Genomic DNA, 16458 nt, shown 5'->3' with positions numbered 1-16458 from the left:
GTGCTTCTATGACTCTACCCGGGCTTGTCCATTCCCGCGCGCGATTTCTACTACTGGCTGAGTCTCAATAGAGACGTTCCCGGCCACAGCTCTGGAGATCATGCAGGAGGCTTCAGCCTTATGTGCCAGCCGCTCTGCCATCTTGAGCTGCGCCGGTGTCGCCTCAGCCTGAAGCACAATGCTAGGCTTATGCACGATCCGCTCGTACGTAAACACATTATTCGTGACATCTACTGTCGCCTCAGACGCCAGGGTCAGCCCCTCTGGAACAATCTCCGAACGCTCCAGCATCGCGGCCAGGGTAATCAGGTAACAGGTCGCTGCTGCGCCCAGCAGCATCTCGTCCGGGTTCGTGCCGGTTCCCGGCCCGCCCATCTCCTGCGGAATCGATATGACCGTCCGCAGTCCGCCTGCATCAATATGCCCTTCGCTGTTCCGCCCTCCATTCCATACCGCCTTCAGGTGAAAAGGATGCTTCATCTCATTCCGTCCTTTCTTTTCTCCATATCAAATAAGTGCTATTGTCTTGTATCACTCCTGAGGCTAGATACACCCGATCCGTCTGGTCTCCAGCCGCTGGTCTGCCTGTCTACACACATGGCAAGTCATCTCCGTCAGATTCACCAGCCCAAGCGACCTTTCTTCAAGTATCGGGTAGGTATTAGATCCCAGATCGCAGTTCATCCTGGCGCCGTCACCATAGATCCGTTCAACCGGCGTAAGCCCGTGAATCACCGGCCTGCCGCTTATCACCGCTGATTATATAATCCCCCATCATTTTCATGATTGCCAATCAGTGCATGAACCTGGCCCGGATGCCGCTCTGTAAGCTGCTTAAGGTAACCAAGCAACTCCAGCCGAGTCCTTCCCCCGGTTGATCATATCTCCACCGATGACCAGCTGGTCCTGTTCCCAGTCCAATCCAGAATGCCGGAGCAGAAGCTCCAGCCCTTTTAGATCCCCATGGATGTCCGTTATGAAGAATTTGCGCATGAACTCCCTCCTCCTTCAGCATCCATTCTACCTCTACTGCAACTTAATCTCCTCAAAAAGCCCCGTCTGCCGATCAGGCTGATCCAGGTATGCAGTCTCACCCGCCGGACCGCTTCCACCCAGGTATTTAGCAAGGAGCGCCTCTACCTGGGCCATAGTGACCGGCTTTGCGGAATCCTGCAATTCATAGCCCAGCTGGCCGTTAGGCTCAATCGTCGCCGTTTTGACATCGCTGAGCCTGGAGATGCCCTGTCCCCGCAGGCTCATTTCCAGCTCATCGACAGTTAATCTGAGCTTTCTCAGATTCTTAGGCTGAAGCTGTCCCTCCGCAATAACAATAACCGCAGGCCCCTTAATCAGCCGCTCCAAAGCATTCCACCGTACCTGCAGCCATTCCACCACGATTAATACAGCAATGAAGACTGCTGCTGCCACCATCGTGATCAAGATACTGTGATCCGCTATCGGCTGCACAATAATGGTTCCTATCGAGATCATCGCGATCGTCGTCGGAATGGTCATTTGCGAGATAGATTTGCGTCCGGCAAGCCGAAGCACCAGCATTCCAACTACAATCAGGACCAACGCCTTCCATACTTCACTCCAAATTTCATGCATAGCCAGGTCTCCTTTGATAGGGTTGATTCCAGCTATTTTTTGTCATTTAGAAGATTAATATTCATTGTAGGATTAGAGAAGGGGCGACCGGCAGATCCCCGCATGAATACCTAAGCTGTTGTAATGCTGTTTGATGTTAATTAGGGCCTGACCGTTGAACACCCGGGAGACCATCCCTTCGATGGGACCAACCTCCACCTGTTCCTGCCGCAGCAGCCGCTCTACCGCGGCCTTGATCTCCCGGGGGTATATATTTCCAGCCACACTGGAGAGACCCTTGCAAGGGCCTGAGGCGAAATTCTCCACAAGCTTCATATCCCCCGCGGCAAAAAGAATGAATTCCTCCGGGTACTCCACCCCCACATGCCGCTGCAAATCGCCTGTTTCCTTATACCCTACAATGTTCGGATAACGGCGGATTAACGTGTACAGCGACTCCGGGGTCAGATCGAATCCGGTTCTTCCCGGATTATTATAGAGGGCAACAGGCTTAGAAGTATGATTAAGCAGCTCCTCCACATAAGCGATTGCCTGCTGCTGCGTAGGCCGGATGTATGGCGGGAAGCCAATCATAATGGCATCCATCACCGATGTCTCCAGCGCCTGAACCAGCGTTACCGCGTCACGGGTTCTAATCGCAGAAGCCCCGAAGACCAGCTCTATCCCTTGGAAGTGCTGCTGATTGAAGTACTCAATGATCTCCAGTCTCTCTCCGATACTCATCGAATGCTGCTCACCCGTGCTTCCTGAGATAAGCAGCGATTCGATGCCGTTCTGCTTCTGGTAGGCGACAATGGCTTCGAATCCTTCTACATTCAGACCTTCATCTCTGTGAAAAGGCGTAGGGATCGCTACACTTAATCTTTTCATATTACACCCCTTACTGTTAGTAGCCGTACTTAAGAAGTTCTGGACAAATGCTTCTCTTCCATCGCATCCAGCAGCATGAATAGCAGGGTACCCGCCGCTGTAATTCGCTCCGCCTGATCTGTCATTTCGGACGGTGCTTGAATATACTCACCAGGCTCCAGCTCTCCGGCACAATTGGTAATGATTTTGCGGATGCTGGATTCATTGACCTCCAGATGGAACTGCAGGCCGACTACATAATCCTCATATTCAAAACACTGATGGGCACAGCCCAGGCTGGAAGCAAGCCTCCTCGCTCCGGCAGGCAGGCTGAAGGTATCTCCATGCCAGTGAAACGGCACCCATTGCTCCGGGAATCCTTTGAAAAAAGCCGAGGTCTGCGCATCTCCCGTCAACCTGACAGGGAACCAGCCGATCTCCTTCCACTTGTTAGGGTAGACCTCACCGCCGATTTGTTCAGCAATAAGCTGGGCCCCCAGACAGATACCCAGCGTCAGCTTGTGCGAGTGGATCGCGTCTTTAATGAAGGATTTCTCTGCCGTCATCCAAGAGTATAGTGCTTCATCATACACGCCCATGGGGCCGCCCATCACCACGAGCATATCGAAATCCCTTATGGCAGGCAGAGCCTGATTCTCATACAGCCGTGTTGTTGTTAGCTCATGCCCCTTGACCTCTGCCCAACCTGCAATTTCCTCTGCCTCTTCAAACGGAACATGCTGCAAGCAATGAATTCTCATGCACTCCACCCGCTTTACATTTTTTTACGTTCATCTTCTATCTCCAATGTAACAAAAAATCCTGATGAATCAAGAAATACTTGATCATCAGGACAATTTCACTTCTATAACCACTCAGCTTCCCGCTTATTTCGCCTTGCCGGCAGGCACATAGATCAGACAACGCAGCTGCTTACCCGGATAGCGTAATTCAGCATTATATTTGCTGCCGTCTTCCAGTAATACATCCACGGCCACCATCCCGCGTTTATTGTTTACCTCTGTGCCCGTCAAATACGCCTTCACAATCTTTCTCTTCTCTCCCTGCTTGTCCTTTACAATCCGGGTAGCTTCCTTTATCCAGCTGTCATCCTTCTTCATGGCAGCCGCTGCCGCTGCATCGATAGGGGTTCTTTTAATCACAGAGTTAATGGCTGTCGTATCTATTACCACTCCAGTGTCCGGATCGATCTGCACACTATATTGCCAGTATTCCTGACCTTGTCCACGCAGAGTAAGCGACTTATATGGTTCAGAGTGAACCGACCAAAATGATGGTATGCCATAGCCCGGTTCATGCAGCATAACATTTGTTTTCAGCTTGGAGACATCGGCATCGAACAGCTTACCTACACTTTCAGCCGCCCGTGCCAGTACTTCATCCTTGCTGAATTTCTCCGGTACGGCAACGGCCGGAGCAGTGATATTACGTTTGGATGCCACAAGATTAAGCCGGTAGTACCAGTCAATCATTTGCAACAGCTCTTCATCTGTCCAGGTGCGCTCCGGTTGAACATACGTATTGGTCTTTATATCGAAATACACTTCTCCCTGCCCCGCCTGTAGCGGCAATGGCTTCTGTGGTCGCACACCATCATAGACATACTGATCTTCCAGTACCAGGCGACGGTTGATTTCCGCATCGGTCATTTCCCGGCCTGAAGTGTTCGGATCGCCCGGTAGCTCCATATATTCGTAGATTTGCTGGATCTGCTCCTCTGTCATCTGCTTCAGCAGCAGATCATCATTCACGGTAGATACCGGCACGGGTGCCTCTACCTTTAGTACCGGAACAGCGCTTTCTGCCGGACTTGCCTTAGCATTGACTTCAGTTGCCGTACTGTACTTCGCAATGACTGCTGAGTTCGCCAGACTGGGGACAAGGAGTCCGCTGAATGCAAACATACCGCCTGAGCATAGGACAACAGCCATAGTAACAGACCACTTTTTCTTGTTCAATTGTATTACCTCCATCGGGATTCAGAATATGAACTCTTTCCATAGCTTAATCCCGGGATATTATAGAGTAGAGAGGCAGTTGTTATGGAATTGTAAAATAGCTTCACAGAGTGGAGCTTAAAAAAAGGCGGATGCGCGTTCCCTCCCCAGGAGCAGATAGCAGCTCAATTCTGGCCTGATGCGCTTCAGCAATCTGGCGGCATAGAGACAGACCCAGACCTGCATGGCCATAGGCCCGCGATCGCGCCGGATCTGCACGGTAGAACGGCTCAAATGCCCGCCTGCTCTGCTCTTCTGTCATTCCACTCCCGCTGTCCTGTACTTCAAGAACCCCTTCTCCGTCCTGCTGATAGGCCAGCATACGGATCGTCTGCCCTGGCGGGGACACCGGAATCGCATTCTCGATCAGATTCACCAGTAAAGCTGCCAGAAGATCAGCATCTCCCCATACGGAAGGAATCGAGCTATTCATCTCCAGCAGTAATCCGTTATCTGTCACCCTCTGCTGCTCGGTCTGGGCCACAGTGTCGAATAGCGAAACTACGTCTACCTTTGCCAACACCAGCGGCTGATGCCGCAGAACGGACAGATCCAGTAGTTTAAAAGCCAGATTCTTCAGCCTCACCGTCTCACTGAGAATATATCGGCCCGCCTTGACCTGATCCTCCTGATCTATGTTAGCCATGGTCAGCAGCTCCGCGAATCCTTGCATACTGGTCAGCGGTGTCCGCAGCTCATGAGCCAGATTATCGACCATCCGCTGCTTATCCTCAGCCATGCCTGCGAGATCGGTGATCCGTTGCTCGATCACTGAAGCCATCCGGTTGAAGTTTACGGCCAGTTCCCCAAATTCATCCCTGCTGTTCAGCTCCACACGATTGGAATAGTCACCTTCGGCAATCGTCTTCGTTGTCTCCGACAACAGCTTGAGCGGCTTAGTCAGGTGCCGGATCAGCAGATAGAGCAGCACCACCAGGAGCGGGCCGACAATCCAGTTAATCATCACGAAAAAACGGTTCAGCTCCTGCTTCTGGGCATACAGCCCACTAATATCGCGCTTGTACACCAGCTCCAGATGCTGGTATGGAGCTGGCAGCGGCATCGCTAAGGTCATAACATGCTCTTCCCTTGCAGGACTATCTCCACCCTCACCGGGGTAGAGAAGCTTTTCATCCTCCCGCAGCTCCAGACGGATGCCCTGCTTGCGGTAATGCTCTCCATAGGACTTGGCCACACTAAGCAGTAGTGCCGGGGTAAGAGAGACGCCTCTTGCCCGAATGGAATCCAGATTCTCATAGATATTATTCGTAATTAGCAGTTGTTCACTGGCCGCGCGTTTGCTCTCACTGGCCATGTTCAGCTGCCAGCTTTTTTTCATCACCATTACGACACTTACATCAAGTGCCGCTATAAAAAGCACCAGGACAGCAAGGAGTATCTTATGCCAGAACCGCATCGCTAGACCTGAACTTCCAGCCGGTAGCCCAGCTTGAACACGGTTTTGATCCGTTCTTCCCAGCCCAGCTTTTTGCGCAGCTGCCGGATATGTACATCCACAGTACGGGTATCACCCGCATAATCATAACCCCATGCCAACTCCAGCAGCTTCTCTCTGGAAAGAGCAATATTCCGGTTACGGATCAGCACTTCAAGCAGCTCGAATTCTCTGGCCGTCAGATCCACCAGCAGCTGATCCACCCACACCTGACGCTCCGTGAACCGGACTTCAACCCCATCGCATACATAAGCAGAGGCAGCCTGTTCATTCCTCCGCAGCACGACATTAATCCGGGCCAGCAGCTCCAGAATCTCAAAAGGCTTAATAATATAATCATCTGCACCCAGCTCGAAACCCCTGATCCGGTCAGAGAGTGCACCCCGGGCCGTAATCAGAATCACCGGAATCCGCAGTGGTGCAATCTGCTCCATCACCCCGAACCCGTCCAGACCGGGAAGCATGACATCCAGCAAGAGCAGATCCGCACGTTCCTTCTCCAGCATGTCCGCTACCTCCGAGCCGCTATAGGCTTTGGAATACGTGTGTCCTACCAGCTTAAGGTTCATCGTTATTAAATCATTAATCGCCTGTTCATCCTCAACAACAAGTATATGAGCCATCTGTCGAATATCCTCCTAACTCTGTAGCCACAGAATACCCTTTCATAGGTAACCTAATCTTAATCATACCAGATTCCAGAGCATCCATAAGCTATAAGCCGAACCTGACCTTACACAACCGCCTGCCAAAAAATCCTGAAAAATCAAGAACTGCTTGATCTTCAGGACTAGTTGAGTTCATTGAACATACGGCTCCCTACTTATTCCCCCTTATCCGCAGGCTCATAAATCAGACAACGCAGCATCATACTCGGATAGCGGAATTCCGCGTTATATTTGCTGCCGTCTTCTAATAGCACATCTATCGCAACCATACCACGCTTATTATTCACCTCAGTATCAGTCAGATACGCCTTTACGATTCTCCGTTGCTCTCCTTGCTTGTCCTTAACAATCCGCTTAGCTTCCTTGATCCAGCGATCATCCTTTTGGATAGTGGCAGCCGCAGCCTCATCAATAGGTGTTCTTATCGCTGCCAGATTAACTGCTGTCGTATCCACTACCACTCCTGTTTCTGGATCAATCCACACATTATATGTCCAGACCTCCTGCCCTTGTCCCCGCATGGTGCGCTCTTTGTAGGGAGAAAAATCCACCCACCATTGGGAAGGATAGCCAAATCCCGGATTATGCAGACTAGTTGATACCTTTAACTTGGACACATCCGCATCATAGAGCTTACGTACACTTTCAGCCGCACGCATGATGAATTCAGACTCGCTATACTTTTGAAGAAAAACAGGTTTTTCCGGAAAGCGTAGAGAGGATACGTATCCCTGCCGATAAGTCCAGTCTATTAGCTGCAGCAGCTCCTCATCGGTCCAAACCCGATCTGGAGCGTAGAGAGTATTGGTCATTAGATCCAGATATAAGTCCCCTTGTCCCTCCTTGAAGGGCATGGGCTTCTGAGGCCGAACTCCATCATACACATACTGATCGTGCAGCACCAAGTGGCGTTTAGTCTCCGCTTCTGTGAGGCGGACGCCAACACCCTGGGGCTCAAGTCCTGTATCCATGTAGTCATTAATTTGCTGAATTTGCTCCTGGGTCATATTCTTCCGCAGGTAATCATCCACAGAAGATACCGGCACGGGCGCCTCTACTTTCAATACAGGAACCGTAATTTTGGGCTGACTTAGTCTGACATCTTCCTGTGTTGCAGCTGTGCTGTCCTTGGCGACAACAGCAGAGTTCACTAAGTTCGGGACGGCAACAGCACTAATGGCGAATAACCCTCCGGCACATAACAGGACAGCTATAGAAACAGATCGCTTCTTCTTATTCAATAGGATAACCTCCACAGGAATATAGTAATTTCTCTACCACTACCCTACTCTCAACATGTTATAAAGTAGAGTGACAGTTGTTATGGAGTTGTAAAATGAGAGCCTCGCCCGTAATACAAAAAGACCACTGTTGATTTCTCAACAGTGGTCTTGTGTGCTTGGCAACGTCCTACTCTCCCAGGACCCTTCGGTCCAAGTACCATCGGCGCTGGAGGGCTTAACGGTCGTGTTCGGGATGGGTACGTGTGGAACCCCTCCGCTATCGCCACCAAACGGATTTTTTCCGGTCGGCTTACTCCCTGAACTTCTTCAGGAAAATAATCAACCTTCCAAAATAATCGCTACAGAAAATATCAAACCATCGGTTTAACATCCTGCCAGGCTTGATCGCCTGAAAACTGAATCCGAAACGAATCTGCGTTGTTAGAAATTTGGATAAGCCCTCGACCGATTAGTATTGGTCAGCTCCATGCATTGCTGCACTTCCACCTCCAACCTATCTACCTCGTCGTCTTCAAGGGGTCTTACATACTGGGAAATCTCATCTTGAGGGGGGCTTCACGCTTAGATGCTTTCAGCGCTTATCCCGTCCGTACGTAGCTACTCAGCCATGCTCCTGGCGGAACAACTGATGCACCAGCGGTACGTCCATCCCGGTCCTCTCGTACTAAGGACAGCTCCTCTCAAATTTCCTGCGCCCACGACAGATAGGGACCGAACTGTCTCACGACGTTCTGAACCCAGCTCGCGTACCGCTTTAATGGGCGAACAGCCCAACCCTTGGGACCTACTTCAGCCCCAGGATGCGATGAGCCGACATCGAGGTGCCAAACCTCCCCGTCGATGTGGACTCTTGGGGGAGATAAGCCTGTTATCCCCAGGGTAGCTTTTATCCGTTGAGCGATGGCCCTTCCATGCGGTACCACCGGATCACTAAGTCCGACTTTCGTCCCTGCTCGACTTGTAGGTCTCGCAGTCAAGCTCCCTTATGCCTTTGCACTCTGCGAATGATTTCCAACCATTCTGAGGGAACCTTTGAACGCCTCCGTTACTCTTTAGGAGGCGACCGCCCCAGTCAAACTGCCCGCCTGACACGGTCCCCGTACCCGATGAGGGCACTAGGTTAGAACCTAGATACGATCAGGGTGGTATCCCAACGGCGCCTCCGCAGAAGCTTGCGCTCCTGCCTCCACGGCTCCCACCTATCCTGTACAGATCGTACCCAAATTCAATATCAAGCTGCAGTAAAGCTCCATGGGGTCTTTCCGTCTTGTCGCGGGTAACCTGCATCTTCACAGGTATTAAAATTTCACCGGATCTCTCGTTGAGACAGCGCCCAAGTCGTTACGCCATTCGTGCGGGTCAGAATTTACCTGACAAGGAATTTCGCTACCTTAGGACCGTTATAGTTACGGCCGCCGTTTACTGGGGCTTCGGTTCACAGCTTCGGATTGCTCCTAACCGCTCCCCTTAACCTTCCAGCACCGGGCAGGCGTCAGCCCGTATACTTCGCCTTGCGGCTTCGCACAGACCTGTGTTTTTGCTAAACAGTCGCTTGGGCCTTTTCACTGCGGCCCCCTCGGGCTATTCACCCTACCGAGGCACCCCTTCTCCCGAAGTTACGGGGTCATTTTGCCGAGTTCCTTAACGAGAGTTCTTCCGCGCGCCTTAGAATTCTCTTCTCGCCTACCTGTGTCGGTTTGCGGTACGGGCACCTTCTCCTGACTAGAGGCTTTTCTTGGCAGTGTGAGATCATGACCTTCGCTACTGTAATTTTCGCTCCCCATCACAGCCCAGCCTGTGCGGTGTGCGGATTTGCCTACACACCAGCCTCACTGCTTAGACGGACATCCATCAGTCCGCGTCACTACCCTCCTGCGTCACCCCATCGCTCATAGCGGATTACGGTGGTACAGTAATTTCAAACTGTTGTCCTTCGACTACGCCTTTCGGCCTCGCCTTAGGTCCCGACTTACCCTGAGCGGACGAGCCTTCCTCAGGAAACCTTGGGCTTTCGGCGGATCAGATTCTCACTGATCTTTTCGTTACTCATACCGGCATTCTCACTTGTATGCTGTCCAGCGCTCCTTACGGTACACCTTCAACCCACATACAACGCTCCCCTACCCCAGATGCAACGCATCTAGCCATAGCTTCGGTGGTGTGTTTAGCCCCGTTACATTTTCGGCGCAGAGTCACTCGACCAGTGAGCTATTACGCACTCTTTCAATGGTGGCTGCTTCTAAGCCAACATCCTGGTTGTCTGTGCAACTCCACATCCTTTCCCACTTAACACACACTTGGGGACCTTAGCTGATGGTCTGGGCTGTTTCCCTTTTGACAATGGATCTTAGCACTCACTGTCTGACTCCCGGCAAGAAGTTAATGGCATTCGGAGTTTGACTGAGCTTGGTAACCCTTGCGGGCCCCGCACCCAATCAGTGCTCTACCTCCACCACTCCATTCACCGAGGCTAGCCCTAAAGCTATTTCGGGGAGAACCAGCTATCTCCGAGTTCGATTGGAATTTCTCCGCTACCCCCACCTCATCCCCGCATTTTTCAACATGCGTGGGTTCGGGCCTCCAGTGCGTGTTACCGCACCTTCACCCTGGACAGGGGTAGATCACACGGTTTCGGGTCTACGTCCACATACTTAGTCGCCCTATTCAGACTCGCTTTCGCTGCGGCTCCGGCTTCTCACCTTAACCTTGCATGTTAAACGTAACTCGCCGGTTCATTCTACAAAAGGCACGCCATCACCCATAAAGAGGGCTCTGACTTTTTGTAAGCACACGGTTTCAGGTTCTATTTCACTCCCCTTCCGGGGTGCTTTTCACCTTTCCCTCACGGTACTGTTTCACTATCGGTCGCCAGGTAGTATTTAGCCTTAGCAGATGGTCCTGCTGGATTCATACGGGGTTTCACGTGCCCCGCACTACTCGGGATCCGTCTCGGAGAGAACACAGTTTAGGCTACAGGGCTTTTACCTCTATCGCGGGCCTTTCCAGACCTCTTCGCCTACCATATTCCTTTGTAACTCCATGTGAGACGTCCCACAACCCCAAGAGGCAAGCCCCTTGGTTTAGGCTGTTCCGCGTTCGCTCGCCGCTACTGACGGAATCACTATTGTTTTCTCTTCCTCAGGGTACTTAGATGTTTCAGTTCCCCTGGTCTGCCTCTGCGTATCCTATGTATTCAGATACGAGTAACTGCGAATTACCACAGCTGGGTTTCCCCATTCGGACACCCCCGGATCAAAGCTTGCTTACAGCTCCCCGAGGCAGTTTCGTTGTTCGCCACGTCCTTCGTCGGCTCCTGGCGCCTAGGCATCCTCCGTGTGCTCTTAGTAGCTTAACCAATGCGTTTTCCCTAAAGAAAATCGCTAGTATCGCCATTAATATGAAACTTGTTTACACAAGTTCAGCTTAAAGGAATGTTCTAAAACGCAAATTCGTTTCGGTATCCAGTTTTCAAGGATCAAGTTAAAGATGAGAGCTTAAACTCTCAAAACTGACCAACGAGTGAGTAACTAGCCGACCGGCTAGATTTAAGATTTGAATGTCTTCATTGCAGAAGACGATTCTCCATAGAAAGGAGGTGATCCAGCCGCACCTTCCGATACGGCTACCTTGTTACGACTTCACCCCAATCATCTACCCCACCTTCGGCGGCTGGCTCCCTTGCGGGTTACCCCACCGACTTCGGGTGTTGTAAACTCTCGTGGTGTGACGGGCGGTGTGTACAAGACCCGGGAACGTATTCACCGCGGCATGCTGATCCGCGATTACTAGCAATTCCGACTTCATGCAGGCGAGTTGCAGCCTGCAATCCGAACTGAGACCGGCTTTGCTGGGATTGGCTCCACCTCGCGGCTTCGCTTCCCGTTGTACCGGCCATTGTAGTACGTGTGTAGCCCAGGTCATAAGGGGCATGATGATTTGACGTCATCCCCACCTTCCTCCGGTTTGTCACCGGCAGTCACTCTAGAGTGCCCAGCTCAACCTGCTGGCAACTAAAGTCAAGGGTTGCGCTCGTTGCGGGACTTAACCCAACATCTCACGACACGAGCTGACGACAACCATGCACCACCTGTCTCAACTTTCCCCGAAGGGCACCTGATGCATCTCTGCTTCGTTAGTTGGATGTCAAGACCTGGTAAGGTTCTTCGCGTTGCTTCGAATTAAACCACATACTCCACTGCTTGTGCGGGTCCCCGTCAATTCCTTTGAGTTTCAGTCTTGCGACCGTACTCCCCAGGCGGAGTGCTTACTGTGTTAACTTCGGCACCAAGGGTATCGAAACCCCTAACACCTAGCACTCATCGTTTACGGCGTGGACTACCAGGGTATCTAATCCTGTTTGCTCCCCACGCTTTCGCGCCTCAGCGTCAGTTACAGCCCAGAAAGTCGCCTTCGCCACTGGTGTTCCTCCACATATCTACGCATTTCACCGCTACACGTGGAATTCCACTTTCCTCTTCTGTACTCAAGTCACCCAGTTTCCAGTGCGACCTCAGGTTGAGCCCAAGGTTTAAACACCAGACTTAAATAACCGCCTGCGCGCGCTTTACGCCCAATAATTCCGGACAACGCTTGCCCCCTACGTATTACCGCGGCTGCTGGCACGTAGTTAGCCGGGGCTTTCTTCTCAGGTACCGTCACTCCGGCAGCAGTTACTCTACCGGACGTTCTTCCCTGGCAACAGAGCTTTACGATCCGAAAACCTTCATCACTCACGCGGCATTGCTCCGTCAGGCTTGCGCCCATTGCGGAAGATTCCCTACTGCTGCCTCCCGTAGGAGTCTGGGCCGTGTCTCAGTCCCAGTGTGGCCGTTCACCCTCTCAGGTCGGCTACGCATCGTCGCCTTGGTGGGCCGTTACCCCACCAACTAGCTAATGCGCCGCAGGCCCATCCCCAAGCAGCAGATTGCTCCGCCTTTCATTCTCTCCTCAGGAGAAAAAAGAAATTATCCGGTATTAGCTACCGTTTCCGGTAGTTATCCCAGGCTTGAGGGCAGGTTGCCTACGTGTTACTCACCCGTCCGCCGCTAAATCTGAAAGGAAGCAAGCTTCCTCTCAAACTCCGCTCGACTTGCATGTATTAGGCATGCCGCCAGCGTTCGTCCTGAGCCAGGATCAAACTCTCCAATTAGGACGCTTACGAAGTAAGCGTCACCTGCAATCTCTTCGGTCCAGCTCAGCTGAGCGGACGAAGAGATTGCAGTATAGAAAGAGCGATTGCTCATTTTGAAACATCTGACGAGAATTGTTACATTCTCTAATTTGGATCTCACCGAAGTGATTTCCAGGTACTCACTCGTTGTTCAGTTTTCAAAGATCAAGCTCGTTGTCAGCGCCGCTCACCGCGTCACCAGCAACTTTTATAATATAACATGGATCAAACAACTATGCAACTATTATTTCAAAAGTTTCTGCTGAAGCAATACTATCAGCTCTTCCGCAGTATCCCAAACCATAGGACGTATCTCTTGAAGATATATCCTTAACTTATCTGCCTCATCGCTTCTGATCGTCCAAATCACCGGAATGTCCAACCCCAGCGCATAGCCCGCTGCCAGATATACCTCAGGGGATTGGCCTGTGAGGTCCGCAATAACCAGCTTGCTGCCCTCCATAGGCTCCAGGGAATCCGCAGCTTCGTTCCTGCAGGCAAGCAAACGGGGCAAATAGCCAAATTGCTCGATTTTGGCCCAAAGCTTGTCTTGCCACTCCGCCTGCAGCTTCTCATCATCCGACAGAAGAACGGTGCATTGCTGTAATGTTCGCCCTCCTGCGGCAGCCACTGCTTCCTCCCACCCCAAGGGAGTCAATATGAAGTTCATACCTTCCCGGACTAACAGATTCTCACCTTGCAGCCTGTCAATAATATAGACCAGCTCCTGCAGATTGGGAGAGTACGTCAGATTGTAGCTGCGGGACAGGGGATGAATGACCACCGGCTCCCCGGGGCCACTACAATGCCTATACAGATACTGCAACAGCCGGTCTCCTTTATCCTCAGCCGTTACCGGAATACCCGGGGCATTCACAATCTCCTCCAGATCGCTGAACGCAAGGCTCACCTTCTCGCCACAATCCGTTTTTTCGCGGATATAGCCTGAGATCAGATGCAGCATGTCCCGCTTCTGCTGGAACGAGAGCGCAAGAATCGATTCATAGCTGTCTCTAAGCAGGCTGTAGCTTCCGCCAGGAGAGCAGGAGCAGTCGATATACTGATCGTACTCACCGTCTGCTGTAATGCGGACAATCTGATCGCAGAATGCACAATGTTTTTTTTGCATAACCATCACCTCTTCAGAATAGCAGTCCCCCTACCTTACCAAGAATGGATTGAAAAGTGGACCGGAAATTCCTTCCTCCCCCACAGCTTGGCCTGCCTGATTTCGGAAGTATGCCAATGAGATTGCCGAAGCGTAGCATTCAGAGTTCACCACATTTTAATTAAACTGCCAGCAGCTCAAGCTTAGATTACCATACTGATAACTCCGGTGAAGCAGCTGCGCATTACGCCCCGGGTCTCCGGCTCCCATAGCGATGAACAGCGGAATAAAGTGCTCACTCGTTGGGACCGCCATCTCTGCATAGGGAGCAAGCTCATCATATTGGAACAGCGCTTCTGTATCCCATGCTTCCACCTTCTCCTGAATCCAGTGATCGAACTGTTCAGCCCAACCGTTGACCTCATCCGAATTCCAGTTCAACCTCCGCAGATTATGAACGGTTCCCCCGCTGGCGATGATAAGCACATCCTGTTCACGCAGCGCCGCCAGCGCCTTGCCGATCTCATACTGCTGCGCATTAGGCAGATCACGATTCACAGACATCGCCACAACCGGAATATCCGCCTCCGGATAGAGCAGCTTCAGCACTGCCCATGCACCGTGATCGAGTCCTCTTTGTTCATCCCTGACATTCTTCACACCACCCGCGGTCAAAAGCTGCTGAATCTGCTCCACGAGAGCCGGATCGCCATGTGCGGGATACGTCATCTGGTACAGCTCGTCCTGGAATCCGCCAAAGTCATAAATGGTATCATACGTTGCCGCCGCGCCCACTGACTGCACGGTTTCCTCCCAATGCGCCGAGAAGAGAACGATAGCTTTCGGTTTGGGCATCTGGTCCTTGAACTCTTTTAACAGCTTGGTGTAGGCATTATCTTCAAGAACAATAGATGGAGCTCCGTGTGCAAAAAAATAGGAAGGCATCATCGACAATCACTCCTTATTAATGGTTAATCCGGCATCCTGCTTGAGCCATTGCAAGAAATCACGCTGGTTCTCTTCAGTTACGCCATGGTCGGATGGATATAGTCTGAAGGTCAACCGTTCGGTTTGCCCTTCCAGATAGGCGGCAGTCTCATGTCCAATGCGCACCGGGAACACCGAATCGTATTCACCATGGGAAGCGAAAATAGACACGTTCTTAAGGCTACGGAGGCTATACTCCATTTTCACAAATTCAGGAATATATCCATTCAGCGCGACAATCCCCCTTATCTGCTCCCCTATCGTAAGCGCAAGCGTCATGGACAGAATGGCCCCTTGGCTGAAGCCGAGCAAATAACGTTTGTCCGGATCGACCGGATACCGCTGCGTTGCATAATAAATGAAGGCCTCAAGATCGCTGACAGCTTGATCAAACATCTCGCGGATGGGGTTGCCCAGGCTTTTCAAATCATAATATTGATACCCCGTACCCAGCGGCAAATTCCCGCGAACCCCGATAATAATGAACTCCTCAGCCAGCGGCGCCACCAGACCGAACATATTGCGTTCATTAGAGCCTTTGCCGTGAAAAGTAAAGATCACCGGGTATTTTTTGCCCTGCTCCAGCTTATCCGGTAAATGAATATCATATGAATACTTAGGATTCATCTTATCTTCCTCCATACTGAAGATTCTCACTTAAATATTAGTTATAAAAATATATTTTCTATATGAGTAATTTATCGCAATGCACATTGACTTGTCAACAATAAAATTGTTAATATAAAAATAATTTTAGTATTACAAATATCATGAAGGTGTGATCCCATGGATATCGGTGCTACAATACGGGCAATCCGCAAGCGGAAAAATATCACCATCGCGCAAATCTGCGACACTACCGGCCTCTCCCAAGGCTTCATGAGCCAGGTCGAAACCAATAAGACATCACCTTCCATCTCTACACTTGAGAATATCGCCCAGGCTCTGAAGGTTCCTCTTGCTTATTTGCTGCTCAAAAAAGAAGAACGCATGCAGATTGTCCGCAAGGATGAACGGAGAATCACCACCAGCGGCGCAGCCGAGCTAAAGGTCGAACACCTCAGCTCCACCCAAAACGTCCGGATGTCAATCGTCGAGTTCCCTCCCGGTGCCATGATTGGGGATGCCCCCCATGCGCATGAAGGACAGGAGGTCCATGTTGTCATTAAAGGAACCATCTATGCGGAGCAAGGGGAAGATGGAGCTGAATTTACTGAGGGTGATTCCTTTAGCTGGAATGCCTGCACCCCCCATTCCGTCAAAAATACGGGAGAGGACACTGCGATTGTGCTAATCTCCATCTACACTGAAAGCGAAAACGGACAGGATGTCCTCTGAACAATAAAA

Annotated in this window: 14 protein-coding genes and 3 rRNA genes; 1 reads left to right on the top strand and 16 read right to left on the bottom strand. The window is 51.3% G+C overall.

The features are described from left to right. Positions 1 to 6: 6 nt before the first annotated feature. The 16 genes from MKX42_RS06450 to MKX42_RS06375 all read right to left on the bottom strand — a co-directional run bounded on the left by MKX42_RS06450 (position 7) and on the right by MKX42_RS06375 (position 15738). Complete coding sequence (locus tag MKX42_RS06450) at positions 7 to 480, bottom strand: OsmC family protein (RefSeq protein WP_340751778.1); 474 nt, start codon at positions 478 to 480, stop codon at positions 7 to 9. Between the two features lie 63 nt (positions 481 to 543). After that, positions 544 to 753, bottom strand: a complete 210-nt coding sequence (locus tag MKX42_RS06445; RefSeq protein WP_340751777.1) for a hypothetical protein — start codon at positions 751 to 753, stop codon at positions 544 to 546. Positions 754 to 834: 81 nt separating this feature from the next. Further along, entirely contained in the window at positions 835 to 993 is a 159-nt protein-coding gene (locus MKX42_RS06440) for a metallophosphoesterase (RefSeq protein WP_340751776.1), read from the bottom strand. 33 nt (positions 994 to 1026) lie between these two features. Beyond that, a complete protein-coding gene (locus MKX42_RS06435) occupies positions 1027 to 1611 on the bottom strand; it encodes a DUF421 domain-containing protein (protein ID WP_340751775.1) in 585 nt (194 codons plus the stop codon). A gap of 72 nt (positions 1612 to 1683) precedes the next feature. Then, positions 1684 to 2481: a dihydrodipicolinate synthase family protein gene (locus MKX42_RS06430; RefSeq protein ID WP_340751774.1), complete on the bottom strand. Its 798-nt coding sequence runs from the start codon at positions 2479 to 2481 to the stop codon at positions 1684 to 1686. Between the two features lie 29 nt (positions 2482 to 2510). After that, entirely contained in the window at positions 2511 to 3221 is a 711-nt protein-coding gene (locus MKX42_RS06425; RefSeq protein WP_340751773.1) for a type 1 glutamine amidotransferase, read from the bottom strand. A 126-nt stretch (positions 3222 to 3347) separates the two neighbouring features. After that, on the bottom strand, positions 3348 to 4439 hold the full coding sequence (locus MKX42_RS06420) for a hypothetical protein (protein ID WP_340751772.1): 1092 nt from the start codon (positions 4437 to 4439) through the stop codon (positions 3348 to 3350). A 103-nt stretch (positions 4440 to 4542) separates the two neighbouring features. After that, positions 4543 to 5817 carry a HAMP domain-containing sensor histidine kinase gene (locus MKX42_RS06415; protein WP_340751771.1) on the bottom strand — a complete coding sequence of 425 codons (1275 nt, stop codon included), beginning with the start codon at positions 5815 to 5817 and terminating at the stop codon, positions 4543 to 4545. 80 nt (positions 5818 to 5897) lie between these two features. Then, on the bottom strand, positions 5898 to 6557 hold the full coding sequence (locus MKX42_RS06410) for a response regulator transcription factor (RefSeq protein ID WP_340751770.1): 660 nt from the start codon (positions 6555 to 6557) through the stop codon (positions 5898 to 5900). 200 nt (positions 6558 to 6757) lie between these two features. Beyond that, the gene (locus tag MKX42_RS06405) at positions 6758 to 7843 is read right to left on the bottom strand and encodes a hypothetical protein (protein ID WP_340751769.1); all 1086 of its coding nucleotides are present in this window, start codon (positions 7841 to 7843) and stop codon (positions 6758 to 6760) included. Between the two features lie 156 nt (positions 7844 to 7999). Continuing rightward, positions 8000 to 8116: ribosomal RNA gene (gene rrf, locus MKX42_RS06400) — 5S ribosomal RNA — on the bottom strand. 158 nt (positions 8117 to 8274) lie between these two features. Next, a 23S ribosomal RNA gene (locus MKX42_RS06395) occupies positions 8275 to 11201 on the bottom strand. 233 nt (positions 11202 to 11434) lie between these two features. Next, a 16S ribosomal RNA gene (locus MKX42_RS06390) occupies positions 11435 to 12995 on the bottom strand. The 16S, 23S and 5S rRNA genes sit together here, the layout of an rRNA operon. Before the next feature lie 265 nt (positions 12996 to 13260). Next, positions 13261 to 14145, bottom strand: coding sequence for a hypothetical protein (locus MKX42_RS06385; protein ID WP_340751768.1), 885 nt, complete (start codon positions 14143 to 14145; stop codon positions 13261 to 13263). 156 nt (positions 14146 to 14301) lie between these two features. After that, entirely contained in the window at positions 14302 to 15072 is a 771-nt protein-coding gene (locus MKX42_RS06380; protein WP_340751767.1) for a dioxygenase family protein, read from the bottom strand. A gap of 6 nt (positions 15073 to 15078) precedes the next feature. Then, complete coding sequence (locus MKX42_RS06375; protein WP_340751766.1) at positions 15079 to 15738, bottom strand: alpha/beta hydrolase; 660 nt, start codon at positions 15736 to 15738, stop codon at positions 15079 to 15081. Between the two features lie 159 nt (positions 15739 to 15897). On the opposite strand from MKX42_RS06375, the gene MKX42_RS06370 reads away from it, so the two are divergent. After that, positions 15898 to 16449: a helix-turn-helix domain-containing protein gene (locus MKX42_RS06370; protein WP_340751765.1), complete on the top strand. Its 552-nt coding sequence runs from the start codon at positions 15898 to 15900 to the stop codon at positions 16447 to 16449. The last annotated feature ends 9 nt before the right edge of the window (positions 16450 to 16458 follow it).

Origin of the sequence: Paenibacillus sp. FSL R7-0204, assembly GCF_038002225.1 — a bacterium.
Classification (GTDB): Bacteria; Bacillota; Bacilli; order Paenibacillales; family Paenibacillaceae; genus Paenibacillus_AQ.
Note: the sequence above shows the minus strand (reverse complement) of the source record. Positions and strands in the feature narration are given on the sequence as shown.